The following is a 24,078-nucleotide window of genomic DNA, read 5'->3' on the forward strand; positions in this document are numbered from 1 at the left end:
GCTTAGTGCACGTCGCGCCAGATGCGCTTCTTCGCGGCGAAGAACAGGCCGGTCAGGATGACCAGGAAGATCATGACCTTCAGGCCCATCCGCTTGCGCTCTTCCAGCTTGGGCTCGGCGGCCCACATCAGGAAGGCGGAAACGTCGCGCGACATCTGCTCGACCGTGGCCTTGGTGCCGTCGGCATAGGTCACCTGGTCTTCGTTCAGCGGCTTGGGCATCGCGATCTGATGACCCGGGAAAGCCTCGTTGTAATGGAGGCCTTCGCCCACCGTGAAGCCGTTCGGCGCATCCTTATAGCCGGTCAGCAGGGCGTAGAGATAATCCGGGCCGTGCATCCGCGCCTTGGCGATGAGCGACAGATCCGGCGGATAAGCACCGCCGTTGGCCGCACGCGCCGCCTTCTCGTTCGGGAAGGGCGACGGGAACTTGTCGGACGGCAGAGCCGGACGCTGGAACATCTCGCCGTCGTCGTTCGGGCCGTCAGTGACCTCGAAGGTCGCCGCCAGCGCCTTCACCTCGGCTTCCGAGAAACCGATGTCCCGCAGATTGCGGAACGCCACGTATTTCATGGCATGGCACGAGGCACAGACTTCCTTGTAGACCTGATAGCCGCGCTGCAGCTCACCCCGGTCGAAGGTGCCGAACGGGCCATTGAAGCTCCAGTTCTGCGCCGCCGGGGCGCTGCCGCCTCCGGCCGCAAAGGCCGGAGCCGCCAGGCCGAACGTCAGTGCGGTGAGGACCACACGCAGGGTTTTGCTGGTCATTCTCTGATCCCCCACCTTACGCCTTGCTTCCAGCCGAACCGGGCTGGACGTCGCCTTTGAGCACCGCCTCGCTGATCGAAGCGGGCAGCTTCAGCGGCTTCTCGAACCAGCCAACCAGCGGCAGCAGCACCAGGAAATGCAGGAAGTAATAAATCGTGCAGACGCGGCCGATGATCAGCGCCAGCCCCTCCGGCGGCTGGCCGCCGGCATAGGTCAGGCCGATGCAGGCCAGAACGAAGACCCAGAAGAGCTGCTTGTAGATCGGGCGGAACTTCGCCGACCGCACCTTGCTGGTATCCAGCCAAGGCAGCAGGAACAGGATCAGTATCGCGCCGAACATCAGGAGCACGCCGCCCAGCTTATCCGGGACCGAACGCAGGATCGCGTAGAACGGCAGGAAGTACCATTCCGGCACGATATGCTCCGGCGTCACCATCGGGTTGGCCGGTATGTAGTTGTCCGGATGGCCCAGATAGTTCGGGTTATAGAACAGCCAGTAGGCGAAGAAGATCAGGAACACACCCACACCGAACGCATCCTTGATCGTGTAGTACGGATGGAACGGGATCTTGTCCTGCGGGCCCTTGGTATCGATGCCCAGCGGGTTGTTCGAACCATGCTGGTGCAGTGCCAGAATGTGCAGGACCACCACGCCGACGATCACGAACGGCAGCAGGTAGTGTAGCGAGAAGAAGCGGTTCAGTGTCGGATTATCGACCGAGAAGCCACCCCACAGCCAGGTCACGATCGGTTCACCGACCACCGGAATGGCCGAGAACAGATTGGTGATCACGGTGGCGCCCCAGAAGCTCATCTGGCCCCAGGGAAGCACGTAGCCCATGAACGCCGTCGCCATCATCAGCAGGAAGATGATGATGCCGAGGAACCACAGCAACTCACGCGGCGCCTTGTACGATCCGTAGTAGAGGCCGCGGAAGATATGGATGTAGACCACGATGAAGAACATCGAGGCGCCGTTGGCGTGCATGTAGCGCAGCAGCCAGCCGTAATTCACGTCGCGCATGATGTGCTCGACGGAGTCGAAGGCCAGCAGGGTATGCGGCGTGTAATGCATCACCAGCACGATGCCGGTGAGGATCTGCATCACCAGAACCAAGCCGGCCAGCGAACCGAAGTTCCACCAGTAGTTCAGGTTTTTCGGCGCCGGATACTGGGTGCCGACGACATGGTCGATCGTGGAGAAGATCGGCAAGCGGTACTCGATCCACTTGACGACCGGGTTGGCATAGAAGCCGGAATTATTGTCAGCCATCGGTATGGGGTCCTTAGCCGATGCGGATGCGGGTGTCGGTCAGGAAGGTGTATTCGGGCACCGGCAGGTTGGCCGGCGCCGGGCCCTTACGGATACGGCCGGACGTGTCGTAGTGCGAACCGTGGCACGGGCAGAACCACCCGCCGTAATCGCCCTTCTGACCCAACGGCACGCAGCCCAGATGGGTGCAGACGCCCATCATCACCAGCCATTCCGGCTTCTGGACGCGGGCCTCATCCTTTTGCGGATCCGGCAGATCGGCGTTGTCGTCCTTGCGGGCCTGCTCGATCTCGGCCTCGGTGCGATGGCGCACGAAGACCGGTTTACCCCGCCATAGAATAGTCACGCTCTGGCCGGCTGCGATTTGACTGAGATCAACTTCGGTGCTGGACAGTGCCAGAACATCCGCCGACGGATTCATTTGATCGATGAACGGCCACAAAGCTGCCGCCGCCCCCACCGCACCGAACGCACCGGCCGCGACGACAATAAAGTCGCGACGGGTCGGCTCGGCCGTGCCGGCCTTTTGGGTCGCTGTCCCTGCCATAGCTCCCTCGAAGAGTGAAAAGGTCCTGGAAACGAGAGGGGATATTTCTCACTATATGTTGGCGAAGTCCAGCACTTAGCCGGAAGCATGCGACAGGTTGCCGCAGGGGTCTTGCGGTTGGAATCTCCTCGATAAACCGCCAAAAAACCCTGTCCCGTCCCTGACCCCGAAGAACCGAATGCGGATCGCCCTATTCGAGCCAGACATACCCCCGAATCTGGGGACGATTCTCCGTCTCGGGGCCTGCCTGGAGACGCCGGTGCATGTCATCGAGCCCTGCGGCTTCCCCTTTTCGGTCCAGGCCATCCGCCGCAGCGCGATGGACTATCTGGAACATGCGGAGATCTGTCGCCACGACAGCTGGGAAGCCTTCCAGCGCGAGAAGCCGGCGGGCCGGCTGGTGCTGATGACCACCAAGGCGGCAATCCCCTACACCGATTTCCAATTTGCGGCAGACGACATCATCCTGCTGGGTCGCGAAAGCAAAGGCGTGCCCGAGCATGTGCATGCTGCCGCCGATGCACGTTTATTGATTCCGATCAAATCCGGCCTTCGCTCGATCAATGTCGCGACCGCCGCTGCTATGGTGCTGGGAGAAGGACTGCGGCAATTGCAGGCCTTCCCGCGCCGCGAACCGCACCCGTCATTATCGCGTCCATAATAATAAGGAGTGTTTGCCATGACCGACGCCACGATCACCCAACGTCAGCAACGCGCGCGGTCCTGGTTCGAAAATCTGCGCGACCGGATCTGCACCGCCTTTGAACAGCTCGAGGATGAACTGCGCGGCCAGCTCAGTGACCGCCCGCCCGGACGGTTCGTGCGCACGGCTTGGGAACGGCCGGGCGGCGGCGGCGGCGTGATGAGCGTGATGCGCGGCCGCGTCTTCGAGAAGGTCGGGGTGAACGTCTCCACCGTGCATGGAGAATTCTCTCCCGAATTTCGCAAGCAGATCCCAGGCGCTGCGGAAGACGGACGCTTCTGGGCCTCCGGCATCTCTCTGGTCGCGCATATGCAGTCGCCGAAAGTGCCCGCCGTGCACATGAACACGCGCTTTCTCGTCACCTCCAAGGCCTGGTTCGGCGGCGGCGCCGACCTTACCCCCATGGTTCCCGATGCTGCCGATACGGAAAGTTTTCACGCGGCGCTGAAGGAAGCCTGCGACCGCTTCGATCCCGACTACTACCCGCGATTCAAGAAATGGTGCGACGACTATTTCTTTCTGCCGCATCGGAACGAGCCGCGCGGCGTCGGCGGAATCTTCTTCGACAACCTCGATAGCGGCGACTGGGAACGCGACTTCGCTTTCACCAAAGCGGTCGGCGAATCGTTCCTCGAATCGTACCCAAAAATCGTGCGCCGGCACCTCAATGATTCGTGGTCGGAGGCCGAAAGAGAGCACCAGCTGGTCCGTCGCGGGCGCTATGTCGAGTTCAATTTGCTCTACGATCGCGGCACGATGTTCGGCCTGAAAACGGGCGGCAACACCGAAGCGATCCTCATGTCGATGCCGCCTTCGGTGAAATGGCCATGATCAAAAAAAGCCGCAATTCATGCGGCTTTTTTTGATGTCATGATTTCGTGAAGTCATCGCGCGCGTTTTACTTTGGCGATGCTTATTCGTTCGCCGGATACCCCACGCACCGCTGCAAAAAGGACACGGTTTTAAGAATTTTTTAGCACTACGCAAGATTTAGTGGTTAATGTCGCAACGTTGTGCTAGAGATACGCTTGTTCGAGAAACATTTCTCGAAACTTCGTTGCGGTGTGAACCGCATTTAATCCATGGAGGAGAACATGGCTGCTGCGAAGAAGAAGGCCACTAAGAAGAAGGTGGCTAAGAAGGCCGTGAAGGCTAAGAAGGCCGTGAAGGCTAAGAAGGCCGTGAAGGCCAAGGCCCCGAAGGCCAAGAAGAAGGTTGCCAAGAAGAAGGCTGCCAAGAAGTAAGTACTAGCGTTTTAGTTTGGTCTCGAGCTCCACATCGACGGCCGGGTTTGCGGCGCCGACGTGGAGCTCGAGTTCTTTCTGGGGTTAGCTCATTCCATCGGCCAGCGCCGCCCCACCCCGCCACCTCGGCAAAATCCAAATAAATTCAAATATTTCCGATCGGCAGTATAGCAGGCCAGCGCTTGTTCAAGGCTGACTGCTGGTGCGCACCCGTTCGCGCAAGCGGGTAAGGCATGCTTCCCGGTCGGGCATGAAGCCGTTATCGGCCCACCATTTCTCCAGTTCGTTCAGCAGCGCGCTCACGGTGGGCCCGGGCGCGAAGCCCAGCGCCAGGACATCGGCGCCCCGCAGCGGGAAAACCGGCCGCTGCCAGGCCGCGCTGTCTTTTGCGCGCTCCAGCATGGCGGATTTCAGATCCGGATCGTCCACTGCCGCCAGCAACGCGTGGTCGCGACAGCGCTCGACGCCATGGCGATAGAGCGCCTGACCGAACGCCGCCCGATCCAGCAGCGCCTCGCGCGGAAACAGCCGCGGCGCCAGCAGACCTTCGACGCGCAGCCGCTGCGCGTTCGACAGCTTCAGCCGCTCGGCCACCAGTGCCCCCTTCTCCTCGCTGGCATCGTCCAAGAAAAGGATCGCGAGACGCGGCCAGACTTCCGGCTCAAGGCCGATCTGCTCCGTCAGCAGCACCTGCAGATTCGTCAAACGGCCGAAGCGTTCAAAATCGAAGCGGGCCTGCGGCAGCAAGGCACGCAACACACCGGTTCGCTCCATCAGCGCTAGCGCCTCGGTGGCATTGGGCAGCGCCAGAATCTTCAGCAGCTCATCGCGCACCCGCTCGCCGGACAGACGATCCAGCCTGTCGGCGGCGGCCGCGCAGGCGCGAAGCGATGCGTCGTGCGGTGCTCCCTTGCCGAAGCGCGCATGGAAGCGGAAAAAGCGCAGCACTCGCAGGTAATCCTCCGCCACCCGCTGCGCCGGATCGCCTATGAAACGAACGATTCCGGCCGCCAGGTCGGCACGGCCATTGGTGAAGTCATGCAATCGGCCATCCGGATCGGCGTAAAGCGCGTTGATGGTGAAATCCCGCCGCTTGGCGTCTTCGGCCCAGTCCGTGCCGAAGCAGACGACGGCATGACGGCCATCGGTGACGACGTCCCGGCGCAGCGTGGTGATCTGGAATGTCGCCGGCGGCAGCACCGCGGTGACCGTACCATGGTCGATGCCGGTCGGCACGGCTTTCAGCTTCGCTTTCTCCAGCCGCCGAATCACCTGATCAGGCGTCTCCGGCGTCGCGATGTCGACATCATCGGGCCGCAGCCCGAGCAGCGCATCCCGCACGCAGCCTCCGACGAACCGCACCACCGCGCCGCCTGCGCTGAGCGCCTGCAGCACGCTGCGGGTCGGCGGCGCCGTCATCCAGTTCGGCGGTGCGAGCCGCTCCGGCAGGCTATCCATTACCCAGCAATGCCGTTCATTGCGCGATCCGCCCCGGCACGATGCGGCCATTCTCCAGCCGCGCCGGCACGTAATCGCCGATCTTTTCTTCCATGAACAGGCCCCAGACGATGAAGCTGAGGATGACGAAAATCAGCCCGATGGCCGCCAGCCAGAACCATGGAGTCGCCTCCGGCCCATCCTTGCCGCTGCGCTTCACATGCCAGATGTATAGGCCATAGAGCAGGAACGGCGCCAGAAACGGCAGGAGATGGACAAGCACCCTGCTCATGATTGCACCGTCTTTCCATGCGTCAGGTCGCCGTGCAGCAGATCGTGCAGGTTCCGCAACATCCCCGCCGTCGCCCCCCAGATGTATTTGTCGTTGTATGGCATCGCCCACCAATGCCGCTCGACGCCATTGAACACCCCTTTATGGCGCTGATGGTTGCGACGATCCATCAGGAACTCGAACGGCACCTCGAAAACCTCTTCCACTTCGTGCTGCTGCGGGATCAGGGTGAAACCCGGCCGCACCAAGCCGACCACCGGCACCACGACGAAGCCTGTTCCGGTCATATAGGGGTCCAGCGCACCCAGTACGCTGACGTGCGACCGGTCCAACCCGATCTCCTCCTCGGTCTCGCGCAAGGCGGTGGCGATGACGTCCGGATCTTCCGGATCGATCCGCCCGCCGGGAAAGCTGATCTGGCCGGCATGATTGGAAAGGTGCGCCGTGCGCTTGGTCAGGATCACGCGCTCGCCCCCCTCATAACCGACCACCGGCACCAGAACGGCCGCGGGCACCAGCAGGCCCGAACGCGTCGGCCTGAAATGGGGATTGAGCTGGAAATCGCCCTTGGCCACGGCGCCGTATTCGCGCGGAATCGCCGAAAGCGGCGGCACCGGCTGCAGACGCCGACGCAATTCATCCAGCGTCGGCGTTGCTGCAACAATCGTCGATGTCACGCCGCTCATGTCGCGTCTCCGAGCGGAAAGAACTGGCCTGCGCTTTGCACGCCCAGCACCCGCCGGCCAGCGTGCTCTCTTTCCTGCGCCATCTCGACCAGCTGATAGAAGACTGAGCGCGCGAGCAGCGCTTCCAGCCCACCGCGCACGCGGATGTAGGGCGACGGCTCGCCGGTTTCAGGATCGACCTCTACCCGCAGCGGATGCTCGGCATCCAGCGGCACGACGTCGTCGACATTGGTGCGGAAGGCGATCATGCGCGCATCGCCTTCGCCGGTTTCCGTCATCTCCACGGCGACGAAAGGCGCATCGTCGACTCGGATACCGCATTTCTCCACCGGCGTGACGAGGACATAGCTGCCGTCCGGCTCCCGCCGCAGGGTGCTGGCAAACAGCTTCACCATCGCCGGGCGGGCAATGGGCGACCCCATGTAATGCCATGAGCCGTCCCGGGCGATCCTCATGTCGATTTCTCCACAAAACGGCGGATTCCAGGAATCGACCGGCGGTTTCTTGCGCAGCATTTCCTCGGCGCTGCCGCCAAACCGGGCAATCACTTCTTGGAGACTTGGGGGGTTAGGGGCGGACGCGGACATATGTGAGATCTGTGCTTTCGTTACTCTTCTACTATATACTGCTCCGCATGCACAATTTGAGCGATACCGCCGAACATATCCTCCCCGAGATCGAGCGGATCGGCGGCCGGCTCGGTGCCGCCCGCGACGCCGTTCAGCGTGTCATCTTCGGTCAGGGCGAGGTTGTCGAGGAAACCCTGATCACGCTGCTGGCGGGGGGACATGCCCTGCTGGTCGGCGTGCCGGGTTTGGCCAAGACCAAGCTGGTCGAGACCCTGGCAAAAGTCCTGGGTCTGGACGCCCGTCGCGTGCAGTTCACTCCAGACCTGATGCCGCCTGACATTCTCGGCTCGGAAGTGCTGGAGGAAAGCGAGGCCGGCCGGCGCTCATTCCGGTTCATCCAGGGACCGGTCTTCTGCCAGCTTCTGATGGCCGACGAAATCAACCGCGCCAGCCCGCGCACGCAATCCGCGCTGCTGCAGGCGATGCAGGAGCGTCAAGTATCGGTTGGTGGCCACCGTTACGACTTGCCGGCGCCCTTCCATGTGCTGGCGACGCAGAACCCGCTGGAGCAGGAAGGCACGTATCCGTTGCCGGAAGCGCAGCTTGATCGTTTCCTGCTGCAGATCGACATCCGTTATCCTGACCGCGAAGCCGAGCGGCGCATGCTGTTTGCCACCACCGGCGCGGCCGAGGAAGCGGTGCCGACGGTGCTTTCGGCTGCTGAGCTGATGGCGGCGCAGCGCCTGGTGCGCCGCATCCCGGTGGGCGAAAGCGTTGTCGAAGCGATCCTCAACCTCGTCCGTGCCGGCCGCCCTGAGGAATCCACCATAGAAGGCCTGCGCGAGCAGGTTGCCTGGGGTCCGGGGCCGCGCGCCAGTCAGGCGCTGATGCTGGCAGTGCGCGCCCGCGCGCTGCTGCAGGGCCGCCTGGCGCCTTCGATCGAGGATGTGCTGGCCCTGGCTGGTCCGGTTCTGCAGCATCGCATGGCGCTGACCTTTGCCGCACGGGCTGAAGGCGTGACGGTGGCCGACGTCATCGGCCGTCTGACCGAACCATTACAATGAGCGAGGCCGCAGCGGCCACCACTCTTGCGAATGCCCGGCGCCAGCGCGCCGAACATTTTGCCGCATTCCTTCCGCCGCTGCTGGTTGCTGCCGAGCGTGTCGCCGCCACCATCGAACAAGGCGTCCATGGCCGCCGCCGTGTCGGCGCAGGCGATGCGTTCTGGCAGTTCCGTCAATACAGCCCTGGCGACCCGATTACCCGCATCGACTGGCGTCAGACCGCCAAGCGCGTTCATCCCTTCGTGCGCGAAAATGAATGGGAAGCCGCAGAAAGCGTCTGGCTGTGGCGCGATCCCTCGCCTTCGATGCGGTGGAAATCGCCGCTCGGAATGGAACAGAAGGACGAGCGCGCCGATCTTCTTCTGTTGGCCATGGCCAGCCTGCTTCTGCGCGGTGGCGAAAGAGTCGCGCTGCTGGGCAGTCCGGAACGGCCGGCTGCAGGCCGCCTCGTGCTGGAACGCTTCGCCGAACGGCTTTTGCGCACCCGCTTCGACGCGGCCGAAGCCAGCCTTCCGCCGGTCCAGCCGCTGCCGCGCTATGCGCAGGTGGTTCTGGTCGGCGACTTCCTCTATCCGATCCCCGAAATCGCCGTGCGCCTGCGTGCGATTGCCGACATGGGAGTGAAAGGCGCCGTGCTGCGCATCATCGATCCGGCCGAAGAGGATTTCCCCTATAAGGGCCGCACGCGTTTCCTCGGTCTGGAAGGCGAAAATCCATTGCTGGCGCCGCGCGCCGAAAGCCTGGCTAGCGACTGGCGCGCGCTGTTCGCCGCGCATCAGCAGGAACTGGCCGAAGTCTGCCGGCGGCTGGGCTGGCGCTACATCAAGCATCGCACGGATCGTCCACCGCAAACCGCCTTGCTGGCGCTCTATCACGCGATGCAGGGCGAACGCGGCCTGACGGCGGGCGCGGCAGCGAGATAGGCCATGCTTTCGCTCGGCGCGCTTGCTTTCGCCACGCCCTGGGCCCTTGCCGCCCTCGCGACGCTGCCCGTGCTGTGGTGGCTGCTTCGCATCACGCCGCCGACACCCAAGCAGGTCTCCTTCCCGCCGCTGCGTCTTCTGCTGATGCTGCGGCCCAAAGAGGAAACGCCCGCTCATACGCCACTGTGGCTTCTGATTCTGCGCATGCTGATTGCCGCTTTGGCGATTATCGCGTTGGCCGAGCCGGTGCTGAATCCGCAGGCGACACAGCGCAGCGAAGGACCGCTGATTCTGGTGGTAGACGATGGCTGGACGGCGACGCCGCGCTGGCGCGACCGCCTTGCGCATGCCGACAGCATCCTGGAACGCGCCGAACGCGAAGGCCGCCCGACGATCCTGGTTACGACCGCGCCGAACGGCAACGACATGACGCAGATCAGCCGGATGATGCCGGCTGCGGAGTTGCGCCCCATCGTCGCAGCCTTGCAGCCGAAAGCCTGGATGGCCGATCGCACCGCCCTGCTGCAAAGCCTGATCCAGGCCCAGTTGCCCGGTGAGGCCGAAGTGCTGTGGCTGGCCGACGGCCTGCGTGACGATGAAAGCGGCGAGGCAGCCTATACGCTGGCCGAATGGCTGCTGCGTCAGGGCAGCTTGCAGGTGGTGAATACCGATCCCCAGGATGGCCCAGTCGCCCTGCTGCCGCCCGTCACCGAACGCCAGGGCGACACCATCACAGTGCGCCGGGCGGAGAATGGCGACGGCGAGCGGCGGCTGACCTTGCGCGCGGTCACCGATCAGGGCCGCGTGCTGGCGCGCGAGCCGATCGTCATTCCCGCCGGATCGCCGACCGGATCGGTCAAGCTCGATCTGCCCGGCGAGATCCGCAACCAGCTTTCGCGGCTGGAGATCGAAGAGCAGCCGAGCGCGGGCGGCGTGTATCTGCTTGATGACCGCTGGCGACGGCGGCCGGTTGGTCTTGTCTCCGGTGGCGCGCTCGAAACGCGCCAGCCGCTGCTGGGCGACCTGTTCTATCTCGAACGCGCTCTTGGCCCTTACGCGGAACTGCGCGAGGGCCGCATCGCCGAATTACTGGAGCGCGAGATCGCCGTAATCATCATGGCCGATGTCGCCCAGGTGGTCGCCGGCGACGAGACGCGTCTGCAGGACTGGATCGATCAGGGCGGTGTGCTGCTGCGCTTTGCGGGTCCGCGCATGGCCGAAGCGAACGACAGCCTGCTGCCGGTGAAACTGCGGCAGGGTTCGCGTCAATTGGGCGGCGCGCTGTCATGGTCGCAGCCGCAGCGGCTTGGCGAAATCCCTGAGACCAGTCCCTTCTTCGGCCTCTCCGGCGGCAACGAGATCACCGTAACACGCCAGGTTCTGGCCGAGCCAGAAGCGCAGCTTGGTGAGAAGACCTGGCTGCGGCTGGAAGACGGCACGCCCTTGGTGACGGCCGAGCGCCGCGGCAAGGGGTGGCTCATCCTGGTGCATACCACCGCCAATACCTTGTGGTCCGATCTCGCGCTGAGCGGTTTCTATGTCGAGATGCTGCGCAAGGTGGTCGATTTGTCCCAGGGCGTTGCAGCGAATGGCGAAAATGCCGAAGCGCCGTTGCCCCCGCTGACCGTGCTGGACGGCTTTGGCCGCTCTGTCGAGCCCGGCTCTGCGGTGCAGCCTTTGCCCGCGCGCGGTATCGAGAACCTCACGCCCGGACCGCGCCATCCACCGGGATGGTATGGACGGCTCGACAGCCGCCGCGCCTTCAATACCACCAATGTCAGTCTGGTGCTGCGCCCGATCGACAACTGGCCGTCCGCTGCCACCGTTGTGACGCTGGACCAGACCTCGCGGGAAATCCGCTTGCTTTCCTGGCTGCTCAGCGCGGCTCTGCTGCTGCTGATTGCCGATTGGCTGATCGGGCTGGGCCTGCGCGGCCTGCTGCCGCGACCAAGGACGGCCTCCGCCGCGATCCTGCTGCTGGTGGCTGTCGCCGGCGCTGATGCCGCGCAGGCCCAGGCACAACAGAACCGCGGCGCGGTTTCCGCCAGCGATGACTTCGCCCTGCGTGCCTCGCTCGATCTGCGGCTTGCTTTTGTCGTCACCGGGCAGGCCGATGTCGATCAGATGAGCCGCGCCGGATTGATGGGCCTGACCGAGATCCTGTATCGCCGCACTTCCATCGAGGCGACCGAGCCACTGGGCGTCAATCTGGAAACCGACGACATCTCCCTGCTGCCGTTTCTCTACTGGCCGATCACGCCAAGCCAGCCGCAATTGTCGGATGCGGCTTTGCGGCGGCTCGATCAGTTCATGAAAACCGGCGGCATGATCCTGTTCGATACACGCGATCAATCCTCGGGCTTCAGCGGCACGGCGGCCAGCCCAAACAACGAGAAGCTACGCCAGATGCTGGCCAAGCTCGACATTCCGCCGCTGATGATCGTGCCGGAAGACCATGTGCTGACCAAGGCCTTCTACCTTCTGCAGGACTTTCCCGGCCGCTATACCGGCGGGCCGGTTTGGGTCGAGCGCAATCCCGGCGGCGACAAGGATGGCGTAACCTCCATCGTCATCGGCAGCCATGACTGGGCCGCCGCCTGGGCAATGGATTCCATGGGCCGTCCGATGGCGGCGACCTTCCCCAACAATCCACGCCAGCGCGAATTCGCCTATCGCTTCGGGGTTAACCTGCTGATGTACACTCTGACCGGCAACTACAAGGCCGATCAGGTGCATGTTCCAGCCCTCCTGGAGCGCCTGGGGCAGTAGGAGCGGATCGTGAGCAGCGCATACACTCTCGATTTTTCCCCGCTGATGCCATGGCCGTTCCTCGCGGTCTGCGCGGCCATTGTTCTGCTGCTGACGGTCTATGGCCTGTGGCGCCGCGCGCGCGGCACGCTGCTGCGCTGCTGCGCGGCCCTATTGGCGATTGCCGCGCTCGCCAATCCGGTCGCGCGCCGGGAAGAACGCTCGGGCCTGCCGGATATCGCCGTCGCCGTCATCGACGAAAGCCCGAGCCAGGGCATCGGCGACCGTCAGCGTCAGGCCGACGAAGCCGAGGCTGCCTTGCGCCAGAAGCTGGGGGAAATCGAAAATCTGGAAGTGCGCATCGTACGCGCCGGCAAATCCGGCACGGAAACCGCCGAACGCAACGAAGGCACAAGGCTATTCTCCGCCCTCACCCTGGCCTTGAGCGATCTGCCGCGGCATCGCCTGGCCGGCAGCATTCTGGTCACCGACGGCCAGGTCCACGACATGCCGGAGATTACCGCGGCCCAGGACGTGACTGCCGCGCCGGTGCATGTTCTGCTCACGGGCCGGCCGGATGAGCGTGATCGCCGACTGGTCGTGCGCAATGCGCCGACCTTCGGCATGATCAATCAGGATCTCACCGTCACGCTGCGCGTCGATGACAGCGGCGCAGCACCGAACGAGATGGCGCAGTTGCATTTCCGCCAGGAGGATGCAGGCGAACAGACCCTATCGGTGCCGGTCGGCCGTGACGTCACCGTGCCTTTCCGCCTTTCTCGCGCTGGCCAAAGCCTGCTGGAATTCGAAGTCGCGCCGGTCGAGGGCGAGCTTACGCCGCATAACAATCAGGTGGCACTGTCGGTCAACGGCGTGCGTGACCGTCTGCGCGTGCTGCTGGTGACCGGCGAAGCCCATGCCGGCGAGCGGGTCTGGCGCAATCTTTTGAAGGCCGATCCGAATGTCGATCTCGTGCATTTCACCATCCTGCGGCCGCCGGATAAGCAGGACGGCACGCCAATCCGCGAATTGTCACTGATCGCCTTTCCGATCCGCGAATTGTTCGAGTTGAAGCTGAACGACTTCGACCTGATCATCTTCGACCGGTATCGGCGGCGCGGCATCCTGCCGACTTCGTATTTCGAAAACATCGCCAACTACGTCGCCCGCGGCGGCGCGTTGCTGGAGGTGTCGGGCCCGGCCTATGCGACGCCGCTCAGCCTGTATCGCACGCCGCTGGCCGATATCTTTCCCGGCCGCCCCACCGGCACCGTGCGGACCGAACCGTTCCTGCCGATGCTGAGCGCGACCGGCAGCCGGCATCCGGTCACAGCCGGTCTGCCCGATTCCGTCGGGCCCGATGGCAAGCCGACCTGGAGCCGCTGGTTCCGCGTGATCAATGTCGAGCAGCCGCGCGGCCATACCTTGCTGGAAACGCCCAATCGCGAACCGCTGCTGGTGCTGGATCGCGTCGACCAGGGCCGCATCGCGCAGATCTATTCCGATCACATCTGGCTCTGGGCGCGCGGCTATGAAGGCGGCGGCCCGCAGGCCGAGCTCCTGCGCCGCCTGTCGCACTGGCTGATGAAGGAACCCGATCTGGAAGAAGAGGCCCTGCGCGCCCATGCCCGTGGAGGACGCCTGGAAGTCGAGAGGCGCAGCCTGACCGAACACCGGGAGCCGGTTACCGTCGTCAAGCCGGATGGCAGCGAAACCAGCCTCATGTTGGAGGAGCGCGGCAACGGCATCTCCGGCGGCGCGCTGCCAGCCGATATTCCCGGCATCTATCGCGTACGCGACGGCGAGCGCGAAGCGGTGGCAACAGTTGGCGCCATCAACCCGCGCGAATTCGCCGATCCGCGCGCCACGCCTGCTATCCTCAAGCCGCTGGCCGATGCCAGCCATGGCAGCGTGCATTGGCTTCGCGACGGTCTGCCTGACATTCGCCTGGTAGACAAGCCAACCAGCCGCGCAGCCCGCGATGCCGCCGGCCGCAACTGGATCGGCCTGTATCGTCAGAACGATTATGTCGTCACCGGCCTGACCTTGACGCCGCTGGCGCTGCCGCTTGCGGTGCTGGCGGGGTTGCTCGGCCTGATGCTGCTGATGTGGCGCCGTGAAAGCCGCTAGGCTTTTACGCCGCGCGCCGCCGACGCGTGGCCTTCCCCACCATGCCGGTCACGCCATTCAGCGCACCGGGGATCAGCTCCATCGCCTGAAACCGCTCGCGCTCCACCCAGCCCGGCATTTCCAGCCCGCGATCGGCAGCATTAGTAAAACCGAACGGCTCGTAATAAGGCTTGTCGCCGACCAGGATGCAGATCCGGTGTCCCTGACGCGTGGCGGCGTAGAGGCTGTGACGAATCAGCGCGCGGCCGATGCCCTGTCCCTGATAATCGGGGTGCACGGCCACCGGACCCAGCATGATGGCGGAAACGGCATTCTCGCCGATCACCACCGGCCAGTAGCGGATCGAGCCAAGCACTGCGCCTTCCGGGTTGCGCACCACGAAGGCAAGCGACTTGATATGCGCAACACCCTCGCGCAGGCGATACACCGTCTTCTTGGTCCGCTCGGAACCGAAGGTCAGATCCAGGAGGTTGTCGATATGGGCGGCATCCGCGGGCCGCTCGAGAACGATGGGGAACATCAGCTTGCTTCCAGGAACGAGGTCTGAAACCGCAGGCGGACGGGCAGCCTTAACCTTCCGTCCGGTTGGCCGGCGCTTCGCGGTCATCTTGGAAGCTGATGTCTGTCGTAAGAGAGAAGAACCGACAAGGACTTTTGCTTCAGCGCACGCGAACGGCCGCCACGCATCGCTTTCGCGATGCAGTCATTTGCGGTCGTCGATGTCGCCACAGGCGGTTCATTTGGATGCGTCCTCTTGTCGCGCCCGTTCGATAGCATAGCTGGCATAGGCGCGTAAACCGGTTTCAGGCCGGTTCGTTCCGCTGCCTTTCGACTGTGTCCACCAGAACACACTCCCAGGGCGGACGCGGCCCGAAACGCTCGACCAGGAAGTCGATGAAGGCTCGCAATTTTGGCGTCAGGTAGCGCTGCGCGGGATAGACGGCGTAGATGCCGAAGCTGGCTGGCTCGTAAGCCTCCAGGATCGGCACCAGCCGGCCGGCGGCAATGTCCGGACCGACGATGAAACTGGGCGAGCGCACCACGCCATGGCCGGCCACTGCCGCATCGCGCAGTGCTTCGCCGTTATTGGCATGCAGCCGCCCCGAGACTTTCACCGACCAAGGACCGCCCGGTCCTTCATAGCGCCACAGGAACGGCTCAGGCAGGTATTTGTAGATCAGGCATTCATGCTGCTGCAGGTCACTCGGCTTCAGCGGCACGCCGGCTTTGCGCAGGTAAGCCTCCGAAGCGCAGGTAATAAAGCGCGCCGGCGCCAAGCGCCGCACGGTCAAGGTTGAATCTGCCAGTTCGCCGATGCGGATGGCAACATCGACATCTTCTTCCAGAAGATCGACGCGGCGGTCGTTGAACGTCAGGTCGATATGCAGCTCGGGATATTTCGACAGCAGCTCGGGCAGCAGCGGCGTCACATAAGCCAGGCCGAAAGACATCGGCAGATTGACCCGAAGCTGGCCGCGCGGCGCAGTCTGCAGGTTCTGCACGGCGGCCTCCGCCGCCTCGGCTTCGATCAGGACACGCTGCGCATGATCCAGGACGATCCGGCCGGTTTCGGTTAGCGTCAGCTTGCGCGTAGTCCGTTGCAGCAGTTGCGCGCCCAGCCGCTCTTCCAGCCGGGCGATCTGCTTGGACACGGCGGATTTCGACAGCCGCAGGGAGGCAGCCGCAGCGCTGAAGCTGTTGGCCTCAACCACCCGGGCGAAGACCGCCAGATCGGCGAGATGATCCATCTTATTGTTCTCTACAGGAAACGATCATGTTCCAAACATAATATTGTTTCCGATTTCTAGAAAGTTACATTCCGAGCCGTACCAACCACCACCCCAATCCTACAGGGAGACGACGATGACCAAGGTTTTGGTGCTTTACCATTCGATGTACGGCCATATCGAAAAGATGGCCGAGGCGGTCGCAGCCGGCGCCCGCGAAGTGCCCGGCGCCGAGGTGACCATTAAGCGCGTTCCCGAAACCATGCCCGAGGAAGCCTTCAAGAAGGCTGGCGGCAAGTGGGATCAATCCGCCCCGATCGCCAGCCCGGCCGAACTGGGCGACTACGATGCGATCATCTTCGGTACCCCGACCCGCTTCGGCAATATGACCGGCCAGATGCGCAACTTCCTCGACCAGACCGGCGGTCTGTGGGTCAAGGGCGCGCTGATCGGCAAGGTCGGCAGCGTCTTCACCTCCACCGGGACCGGCGGCGGCAACGAGACGACCATCACCAGCTTCCATAACACCCTGCTGCACCATGGCATGGTCATTGTTGGCCTGCCTTACTCCGCGCCCGAGCTGACGCAGATCGGCGAAGTCAAAGGCGGCTCGCCCTATGGCGCGGGCACCATCGCCGGCGCCGATGGCAGCCGTCAACCCAGCGAGATCGAGCTGAAGCTGGCGCGCTTCCAGGGCCGCCATGCCACCAGCATCGCTGCGAAGCTGAAGGCGTAACCTTTAGACATGGCCGCGGCGGCGTGCTGCCGCCGCGGTTTTGGGAGAACCGCCATGATCCATGTGATCCCGTTTGACCGGCTTGGCCGCATGCAGATCGACTGGCTGAACAGTCGCTTCCATTTCAATTTCTCCGGCGTCGCTGCGCCGATGGGCTTCGGCTTCGGTCCGCTGCGCGTCTGGAATGACGACGAAATCCAGCCGCAATCAGGATTCCCGATGCACGGCCATCGCGACATGGAGATCATCACCTATGTCCGGCGCGGGGCGATCAGCCATGAGGACAGTCTGGGCAACAAGGGCCGCACGCCGGCCGGCGATGTCCAGGTGATGAGCGCGGGCACCGGCATCATGCATTCGGAATGGAATGCCGAAGATGAACTGACGCATCTGTTTCAGATCTGGGTGGAGCCGCGCCAGGCGCGCCTCAAGCCGCGCTGGGAGCAGGCGCAGTTCCCAAAGAGCGACCGCGCCAACCGCCTGGTGCCGCTGGCTTCAGGCGAAGAGCAAATCCGCGCCGCGCATCCCGCTACGCTGCTGATCCATCAGGACGCCACCCTATATGGCGCTCTGCTGGAGAAGTCGGCGGCGACCAGCTACGACCTTGGGGACAACCGGATCGCCTATCTCGTGGTAGCCGATGGCAAGGTCACGCTGAACGGCACCGAAGTGCCGACACGGGCCGGCGCGGCCCTGGTCGGTGAAGGCAAGCTGGAGATCGCCACCGCAGACGGCGCCGAAATCCTGCTTTTCGATCTGCCACGGCCAAACTGAAGCTGCTAGGATTTCTTCGGCACCTTCGCATCGAGAATGTCTTTCACCAGCTTCTCGATGCGGTCGAGATCCTTGATCTGCACGACGGTCGGCGCTGCCGGGCTACCATAGGGAAGCGGAACGCCGTTCTCACGGCATGCCTTGTGAATGGCGGTCCGCAACTCACTTTCAATCGCCATGCGCCGCTCGACATTGGCGATATGGCCGCGCAGGGCGAAGGTGAGCATGCCGGCGCCGAAATCGCGGAACACTACCGCGGGCGCGGGCATGCTCAAGATTTCCGGATGCTGCTTGAGGCAATCCAGCAGCACCGCACTCGCCTTCTCGACATCGGCCGCATAGGACAGTCCAATATTGATATCGACCCGGCCCAGCCGGTTGCGGTGTGTCCAGTTCATCACCGGGCTGGAGATCAGCGCCGAATTTGGAATGATCACCGAGGCGCGCGGAAAGGTTTCGATCTCGGTGGAGCGCACATTGATGCGCCGCACGTAACCTTCCTTGTCGCCGATCACTACCCAGTCGCCGACTTTCACCGGACGCTCGATCAGCAGGATCAGGCCGGAGACGAAATTATTGACGATATTCTGCAGACCGAAACCGATACCGACCGAAAGCGCACCGGCGATGATGGCAAGGTTCGAAAGATCGAGGCCTAGCGCAGCCACTGCGGCCAGCACGGCCAGCAGATAGCCCGCATAGGTCAGGCCGGTGACCATGGAATTGCGCACGCCAGGATCGATACCCGACTGCACCTCCAGGCGTGCGTTCAATCCATTGCTGAAGAAGCGTGTCAGGCCAATGCCGATCACCATCACGACAACCGCCGCCAGAATCTCTCCCAGCGAGATGGTCACCGGACCGATAGTGACGCCGTAGAACAGTTCCAGCATGTAGCTGACGAGTGCGCTGGTACTGACGCCCCAGGCAAGCGCCAGCGCGACGAGCAGCAGCAACAGCAGCACGGCATCGGCGAGCAGGCCAAACAGAAGCTGCATCGTCGTGCTCATCGGTCCGCTCAAACCGAGCCCAAGCCGCAAGGCCGTCCACTGGCCCTCCGGCGCGGCAGCAAGCTGGTTCAGCGCATCCCGGGCGGCGATCCGCACCAATGCATAAGCCGCAACCGCGATCACCGATGCCAGCAGGCCATAGGCCAGGAACAGCGCGAAGCCGTAATACCCCAGCAGGATCGCGCCGAACGCAATCAGGTTGAGCGCAAAGACTGCCAAGGCGATGGGCAACAGACGGCGATGTCCCGCCGCCAGAGGGCGCCACAGGCGCGGATCGGCAAAAGCGAGATTGAAGAGAACGAGGAAGGCGGCAATAGCGGCAATCGCCATATCACGGCCAGCCGAGCCGAAATCGGGCATGCGCGTCGGCGCGCTGGCCAGCGCGATGACGATGATGCCGGCGCCAAACGCCGTGACCCGCCGCAGCAGGCGATCGCGCTGCGGCTGCGGCAGCGGAACCAATGCCCAAGCCGGATTGCGCGGCGCCAGCGCTGCATGCGTCAGCCCCAGAGCCAGCAAGGCCAGACTGGCGGACTGTACGAAAGCGGTCAGGAAACCGCCGATCAGCTCAATGACCCAGCCATTGCCCCACAGCACACCGTAGACGGCCCAGAGAACCGCCAGAGGCATCGCCGTCCAGTTCAGCCATTCGACGAATGCGCCAATGGTGCGCCGCACCGGCGACGGCGCGTCGATGCTGGCATCAATCCCGAAACGGCGCCGCAGCCAGCGCTGCACGGGCACCAGCAGGACGATTGCCAGAATGGCGATCATGCCCATCTGCAGCATGGTGGCCACGGCGGGCCGGCGTCCCTCGTCGGCTGCCCACCAGATGGCCGGCGCTTCTGTGATGCTGTCTGCCGCCGCTTCGATATCGGCAACGCCGTTCTGCCAGAAGGATGGCGAGAACGGCGACTGGCCACGATAGGTCAGTTGCCGGGCGAACTGCTGATGCTCGGCCTGCGCGACTTCATCCTGCAGGACGAGAATGCGAGCGAGCGCAAGCTCAGCCTGCTTGACGCCATCCTGCAGCCGCTGCTGCTGGGCAGACAATTGCCGGCGCGATTCAGCCACCCCAGCCGATTCCCGCGGCTGATCCGCCGTCGGTGCGGGACCAAGCGCATCGAGTTGCGTCTGCCCTGCCGCCGCAGCCTGCCGGAACTGGTCGCGCTCGGCCGTGGCGGCAACTCTCAGGCGGTCGAGTTCGACGCGAAGCTTGCCGAAGGCATCGCCGGAAATACGCGGATCGCGGAGCTGGCGGGACACCGCATTGAGAGGCGCGTTCCAATCGGTCGCCGCCGGCGGCGTGGCCTGCCCCCAGGCAGAGGTGACAGTGGCGCTCGCCGCCAACCACAGCAGCGGCAGGAGGAGCAGGAAAAATCGGCGCATGATGGAAGGGGCCTCGAAAATTCCTCCGGCATTGGAGGGTCAACGGTCGTCAAGGTGCAAAAGCATAAGGGGAGTGCAGAGTATGACCGCCGCGCTCCCGGGCAATTTACTCCCTTTGCTGCCGGATTGGGGCAAAAACAAGGCCCTAGACATTTCTTTTCGATTCCCCCTTAACAGCCGCCCCCGAAAGGTCGACGCAGCGAAAGACGGTTTGGTCACGGGGAGAACGGTTCACTATTTACGATTGCTGAGGTCACAATTGCAGGGCCACGATTGCGATGGCTGGATCGCGATGGCTGGGATCGCGGCATCAAAAATTCCGATTGCCTTGACACTCGTGGTATCGCTGTCGTTGTTTCCCATATGACTGAAGCGGTGCCAGGCGTGGCAGCCCAATGACATGAACGCCATAAACGTGAACAACGGGATGAAGCGGGATGGCTGACCGGATCGATTGCGACGTTGCCGTGCTCGGTGCTGGGCCAGGTGGGCTTGCCGTCGCCGCGGGCGCCGTGCTGATGGGCGCCAAGACCGTATTGGTCGAGCGCGGCCGCATGGGCGGCGAGAGCCTGAACTACGGCTGCATCCCTTCCAAGGCGCTGGTAAGCGCCGCCCGCCATACCGTGGCCTGGCGGCATGCCGCGCGTCTGGGCATCAATTACGATGAGCCGGAAATCGACTTCGCTGCAGTGATGCGGCATGTGAAGACCACCGTCGCCGCCATCGCGCCGCAGGATTCCATCGAGCGCTTCGCGGCTTTGGGCGTGCAGGTGCTGCAGGGCGAAGGCCGGTTTGCGGATCCCGATACTCTGCTGGTTGGCGACGCGATGGTGAAGGCGCGTCGTTTTGTGATCGCCACCGGATCGCGCCCGGCAATTCCGATGATCAATGGCCTTGCCGATATTGCATATCTGACTAATGAGACGATCTTTGACATTTCCGAACGTCCCGTTCATCTCTTAGTCATCGGCGGCGGGCCGACCGCCATCGAACTAGGCCAGGCCTTCCGCCGTCTCGGCTCCAAGGTCACCATCGTCGAACAGGCGCGCTGCCTGGCCCAGGAGGACCGCGAACTCTCCACGCTTCTGCTGAACGCGCTGCGCGATGAAGGCGTCGACATCCGCGAGCAGACGCAGATCATTCGCGCCGAGATGACCGTATCGGGCATAGTGCTGACTCTGCGTTCCAGCGATGGAACGGAAGATCGCATTGCCGGTTCGCATCTTCTCATTGCCGCCGGACGGCAGCCCAATGTCGAGGACCTTGCACTCGACAAGGCCGGCGTCTTTGTGACCAGAACCGGCATCACCGTCGACGGCAGATTGAGAACTGCCAACAAGAAAATCTACGCCATCGGCGACGTGACGGGTCTAAGTCCGTTCACCCATGCGGCCGGCTATCATGCCGGGATCGTGCTGAAGAATGCCCTCCTGCGCCTGCCGGTCCGTGCCAATCATCTGACCGTCCCGCGCGTTACTTATGGCGATCCGGAACTGGCCTCCATCGGCCTGCTGGAAGATCAGGCCCGCGCGCGGTATGGCCGGGTCACCATCCTGCGCTCTCCGTTTGCCCTGAACGAACGCGCCCAGGCCGAGGCGCGGACCGAAGGCCTGATCAAGGTGATCGCCGGCCGCACCGGTCGCGTACTGGGCGTCTCCATCGTCGGCCCCGGAGCGGGCGATCTGCTGCAGCCCTGGAGCCTTGTCTTCGGCAAGCGGCTGGGGCTGAGCGCCATTCAAGGCATGCTGGTGCCCTACCCCTCGCGTGGCGACGCCAGCAGGCGGACAGCGGCGGATTTCTATAAGGCCTGGCTGTTCAGCCCATTGGCCCGCCGCCTCGTGCAGTTTCTTGCCCGCTTTGGCTAGCGGCCGGTGTAAGATTTCGTATGGATCAGGCGGTATCGCAGAAGGCACTGAAGCGGCTTTCGCGCCCGGCGACAAACAGCTTCGCCGGCCTGTCTGGCCGTCTGCTGGTACTGACAATCGGCTTCGTCATGCTGGCGGAGGTTCTGATCTACCTGCCCACCATGGCGCGCTACCGCATCTCCTATTTCGAGGCGCGGATCGAACTGGCCGACCAAGCCGCACTGGCGCTGCTGGCGGCGCCCGACGGCATGGTGAGCGAAGAACTCGAAAATGAATTGCTGCGCAATGTCGGCGCGAAGCTGGTGGCGATGCGCCGCGCTGCTTCCAATGCGCTGATCCTGAGCGACCGCCAGGAATTGCCTATGCTGGGTCCGCCGGTCGATCTGTCGAACTGGATGTGGGGAGGAGCTATCGTCCACGCGGTGCGGGCCCTGGTGGGCGACACTCCCGATTACATCCGCGTCGTCGGGCCATCGCCGCGCGATGCGCAGACTAAGATCGAGGTCGTGCTGCCCGCGGCACCGCTGACCGAGGCGTTGCGCGCTTTCTCCTGGCGCATCTTCACTATGTCGCTTGGCATCTCCATCTTCACCGCCAGCCTGGTCTATCTGACCTTGCAATGGTGGCTGGTGCGGCCGATGCGCCGTCTGGTCGACAGCATCGTCGGCTTCCGCGCCGCGCCCGAAGATGCGCGGCAGATTATACAGCCTTCGCAGCGCAATGACGAACTCGGTCTTGCCGAACGCGAATTACAGGCCATGCAGCAGGAACTGCGCCAGGCGCTGACCCAGCGCGCGCGTCTGGCCCAGCTCGGCATCGCGGTCAGCAAGATCAGCCACGACCTGCGCAACATCCTGGCTTCGGCACAACTCGTCTCCGACCGGCTGGCGACGTCGGAAGATCCCACCGTCAAGCAGATCACGCCGCGGCTCGTCGGCTCGATCGATCGCGCCATCGCGCTTTGCGCCCAGACGCTGCGCTACGGTAAAGCGGAAGAACGCGCGCCGGAGGCGGAATATTTCGCCCTGTATCCCTTCGCCGAAGATGTCGCGGCCGGGCTGGCGCTGCCTGATGAGCCCAGCATCCGCTGGCACAACGCCGTGCCAGAAGACCTGCAGGTCTTCGCCGACCGCGAGCATCTGTATCGCATCCTGAACAACATCATCCGCAATGCCGCCCAGGCAATGCCTGATGGCGGCGACATCCGCATTGCCGCCGCCAACCGTGCCGGCCTGACGGTGATTGAAATCGCCGATACCGGCTGCGGCCTGAGCGAAGCGGTCCAGGCTCATCTGTTTGAACCGTTCCGCGGCAGCCGCAATGGCGGCACCGGGCTTGGGCTTGCCATCGCCCGCGAACTGGCCCGCGCCCATGGCGGCGATCTTGAACTGGCCCGCACGGGACCGTTGGGCACGACTTTCCGCATCACCCTGCCCGATCCGCAGAAGAATCGCCCGGCCAAGCATTGATTAGTCAAACATTGACCGGGCAGTATTAACCATATCGCTTAACTGTATGTAGACGGCAACATGCGTCATAATCGCCGCGCCAGAATGGCTCGCGATGTCATTGTGTCGCGCGGAGAGAAGTCATGCGCTCGATCTTAAATGCCGCTTTGTTGCCGCTTTTGCTGGCCGGACTGCTCAGCGCCTGCGCGTCGGAGCGCGACAACCTGACGCCTGCCGCCGAAGCAGTGGTACTCGGCCTTGGCGTCGAAGTGATCAAGACGAAGATCGAGCGGAGGCTGGAAATCACCTGTAATCCGCTCAACCTGATCAGCGACGGCACCTACTGCGTCAGCAATTACAAACCCACCGACCGCCAGGAAGTCTGGTGCTTCAAGACACTTGCCGGCGTCGACTGCTATGGCGAGCCGGATCCCTATTCGCTGCAAGGCCGCGCCTTGCCGGCAGCGCCGCGTCCGCTGGCCGATCCGCGCATGCCGATGGAGCCTCCGGGGCGGCACCCCAACCCCGAACAGGTTGCTGTGGCACCCATCGATGGCACGGCATCGGCGGTGGAGGTCGTTCCGGCCGGCCAACCGCCGCTGGTGGCGCCAACCGGCGCGCCGCGCGAACGCGATCCGGTCATCATCGCGCCGGTCGGACGGCCGTTGCCGCCTCAGGCCACGCCGGATTCCGTGATTGTCGTCCCGCCCAGCGATATCAACGAACGACTGGCACGCTGATCGCTT

General features: G+C 63.6%; 23 protein-coding genes. 13 read left to right on the forward strand and 10 right to left on the reverse strand.

The annotated features are described in order from the left end of the window. Positions 1–2: 2 nt before the first annotated feature. Genes Q0603_RS15060 through petA form a run of 3 tightly spaced genes read right to left on the reverse strand, consistent with a single transcriptional unit; the run spans position 3 to position 2,587 of the window. A complete protein-coding gene (locus Q0603_RS15060; protein WP_298727101.1) occupies positions 3–767 on the reverse strand; it encodes a cytochrome c1 in 765 nt (254 codons plus the stop codon). A 16-nt stretch (positions 768–783) separates the two neighbouring features. Beyond that, positions 784–2,040: a cytochrome b N-terminal domain-containing protein gene (locus tag Q0603_RS15065; protein ID WP_298727104.1), complete on the reverse strand. Its 1,257-nt coding sequence runs from the start codon at positions 2,038–2,040 to the stop codon at positions 784–786. Positions 2,041–2,053: 13 nt separating this feature from the next. Then, positions 2,054–2,587, reverse strand: a complete 534-nt coding sequence (petA, locus tag Q0603_RS15070; protein ID WP_298727107.1) for a ubiquinol-cytochrome c reductase iron-sulfur subunit — start codon at positions 2,585–2,587, stop codon at positions 2,054–2,056. Between the two features lie 178 nt (positions 2,588–2,765). On the opposite strand from petA, the gene Q0603_RS15075 reads away from it, so the two are divergent. The 3 genes from Q0603_RS15075 (at position 2,766) to Q0603_RS15085 (ending at position 4,534) form a co-directional block, all read left to right on the forward strand. Next, positions 2,766–3,248 carry a tRNA (cytidine(34)-2'-O)-methyltransferase gene (locus Q0603_RS15075; RefSeq protein WP_298727467.1) on the forward strand — a complete coding sequence of 161 codons (483 nt, stop codon included), beginning with the start codon at positions 2,766–2,768 and terminating at the stop codon, positions 3,246–3,248. 18 nt (positions 3,249–3,266) lie between these two features. Further along, on the forward strand, positions 3,267–4,121 hold the full coding sequence (gene hemF / locus Q0603_RS15080; protein ID WP_298727109.1) for an oxygen-dependent coproporphyrinogen oxidase: 855 nt from the start codon (positions 3,267–3,269) through the stop codon (positions 4,119–4,121). Between the two features lie 263 nt (positions 4,122–4,384). After that, positions 4,385–4,534 carry a hypothetical protein gene (locus Q0603_RS15085; protein WP_298727111.1) on the forward strand — a complete coding sequence of 50 codons (150 nt, stop codon included), beginning with the start codon at positions 4,385–4,387 and terminating at the stop codon, positions 4,532–4,534. A gap of 186 nt (positions 4,535–4,720) precedes the next feature. Here the strand turns inward: Q0603_RS15085 and Q0603_RS15090 are convergent, their stop codons facing one another. The 4 genes from Q0603_RS15090 to Q0603_RS15105 are packed head-to-tail and all read right to left on the reverse strand — an operon-like array spanning position 4,721 to position 7,464. After that, on the reverse strand, positions 4,721–5,992 hold the full coding sequence (locus Q0603_RS15090) for a CCA tRNA nucleotidyltransferase (RefSeq protein ID WP_298727113.1): 1,272 nt from the start codon (positions 5,990–5,992) through the stop codon (positions 4,721–4,723). Between the two features lie 16 nt (positions 5,993–6,008). Continuing rightward, positions 6,009–6,263: a DUF6111 family protein gene (locus Q0603_RS15095; protein WP_298727115.1), complete on the reverse strand. Its 255-nt coding sequence runs from the start codon at positions 6,261–6,263 to the stop codon at positions 6,009–6,011. Then, positions 6,260–6,949: a CoA pyrophosphatase gene (locus Q0603_RS15100; RefSeq protein ID WP_298727117.1), complete on the reverse strand. Its 690-nt coding sequence runs from the start codon at positions 6,947–6,949 to the stop codon at positions 6,260–6,262. Before Q0603_RS15100 ends, Q0603_RS15095 begins: the two co-directional genes overlap by 4 nt. Next, on the reverse strand, positions 6,946–7,464 hold the full coding sequence (locus tag Q0603_RS15105; RefSeq protein ID WP_366132824.1) for a DUF1285 domain-containing protein: 519 nt from the start codon (positions 7,462–7,464) through the stop codon (positions 6,946–6,948). The genes Q0603_RS15100 and Q0603_RS15105 overlap by 4 nt, the downstream gene beginning before the upstream one ends. 128 nt (positions 7,465–7,592) lie before the next feature. Between Q0603_RS15105 and Q0603_RS15110 the strand changes: the two genes are divergently transcribed. Genes Q0603_RS15110 through Q0603_RS15125 form a run of 4 tightly spaced genes read left to right on the forward strand, consistent with a single transcriptional unit; the run spans position 7,593 to position 14,383 of the window. Then, entirely contained in the window at positions 7,593–8,582 is a 990-nt protein-coding gene (locus Q0603_RS15110; protein WP_298727121.1) for a MoxR family ATPase, read from the forward strand. Further along, positions 8,579–9,505: a DUF58 domain-containing protein gene (locus tag Q0603_RS15115; RefSeq protein WP_298727123.1), complete on the forward strand. Its 927-nt coding sequence runs from the start codon at positions 8,579–8,581 to the stop codon at positions 9,503–9,505. Before Q0603_RS15110 ends, Q0603_RS15115 begins: the two co-directional genes overlap by 4 nt. Before the next feature lie 3 nt (positions 9,506–9,508). Continuing rightward, positions 9,509–12,274 (forward strand): DUF4159 domain-containing protein, encoded by a 2,766-nt coding sequence (locus Q0603_RS15120; protein WP_298727125.1) that lies wholly within the window; start codon positions 9,509–9,511, stop codon positions 12,272–12,274. 9 nt (positions 12,275–12,283) lie between these two features. Continuing rightward, positions 12,284–14,383, forward strand: a complete 2,100-nt coding sequence (locus Q0603_RS15125; RefSeq protein WP_298727127.1) for a hypothetical protein — start codon at positions 12,284–12,286, stop codon at positions 14,381–14,383. 4 nt (positions 14,384–14,387) lie between these two features. Here the strand turns inward: Q0603_RS15125 and Q0603_RS15130 are convergent, their stop codons facing one another. Together Q0603_RS15130 and Q0603_RS15135 are read right to left on the reverse strand one after the other, a co-directional pair. Then, positions 14,388–14,903, reverse strand: coding sequence for an N-acetyltransferase (locus tag Q0603_RS15130; RefSeq protein ID WP_298727129.1), 516 nt, complete (start codon positions 14,901–14,903; stop codon positions 14,388–14,390). 283 nt (positions 14,904–15,186) lie between these two features. Then, complete coding sequence (locus tag Q0603_RS15135) at positions 15,187–16,131, reverse strand: LysR family transcriptional regulator (protein ID WP_298727131.1); 945 nt, start codon at positions 16,129–16,131, stop codon at positions 15,187–15,189. 115 nt (positions 16,132–16,246) lie between these two features. On the opposite strand from Q0603_RS15135, the gene wrbA reads away from it, so the two are divergent. Together wrbA and Q0603_RS15145 are read left to right on the forward strand one after the other, a co-directional pair. Next, positions 16,247–16,846 carry an NAD(P)H:quinone oxidoreductase gene (gene wrbA, locus Q0603_RS15140; protein WP_298727133.1) on the forward strand — a complete coding sequence of 200 codons (600 nt, stop codon included), beginning with the start codon at positions 16,247–16,249 and terminating at the stop codon, positions 16,844–16,846. Positions 16,847–16,900: 54 nt separating this feature from the next. Beyond that, complete coding sequence (locus Q0603_RS15145; RefSeq protein ID WP_298727135.1) at positions 16,901–17,620, forward strand: pirin family protein; 720 nt, start codon at positions 16,901–16,903, stop codon at positions 17,618–17,620. A 5-nt stretch (positions 17,621–17,625) separates the two neighbouring features. Here the strand turns inward: Q0603_RS15145 and Q0603_RS15150 are convergent, their stop codons facing one another. Then, the gene (locus tag Q0603_RS15150) at positions 17,626–20,019 is read right to left on the reverse strand and encodes a DUF3772 domain-containing protein (RefSeq protein WP_298727137.1); all 2,394 of its coding nucleotides are present in this window, start codon (positions 20,017–20,019) and stop codon (positions 17,626–17,628) included. A gap of 82 nt (positions 20,020–20,101) precedes the next feature. Between Q0603_RS15150 and Q0603_RS15155 the strand changes: the two genes are divergently transcribed. The 4 genes from Q0603_RS15155 (at position 20,102) to Q0603_RS15170 (ending at position 24,072) form a co-directional block, all read left to right on the forward strand. Further along, positions 20,102–20,386, forward strand: coding sequence for a hypothetical protein (locus Q0603_RS15155; protein WP_298727138.1), 285 nt, complete (start codon positions 20,102–20,104; stop codon positions 20,384–20,386). A 70-nt stretch (positions 20,387–20,456) separates the two neighbouring features. After that, positions 20,457–21,884, forward strand: coding sequence for an FAD-dependent oxidoreductase (locus Q0603_RS15160; protein ID WP_298727139.1), 1,428 nt, complete (start codon positions 20,457–20,459; stop codon positions 21,882–21,884). 20 nt (positions 21,885–21,904) lie between these two features. Beyond that, positions 21,905–23,353, forward strand: a complete 1,449-nt coding sequence (locus Q0603_RS15165) for a HAMP domain-containing sensor histidine kinase (protein ID WP_298727141.1) — start codon at positions 21,905–21,907, stop codon at positions 23,351–23,353. Positions 23,354–23,475: 122 nt separating this feature from the next. Then, entirely contained in the window at positions 23,476–24,072 is a 597-nt protein-coding gene (locus Q0603_RS15170) for a hypothetical protein (RefSeq protein WP_298727143.1), read from the forward strand. Positions 24,073–24,078: the final 6 nt, after the last annotated feature.

Origin of the sequence: uncultured Ferrovibrio sp., from assembly GCF_937960835.1 — a bacterium.
GTDB lineage: Bacteria > Pseudomonadota > Alphaproteobacteria > Ferrovibrionales > Ferrovibrionaceae > Ferrovibrio.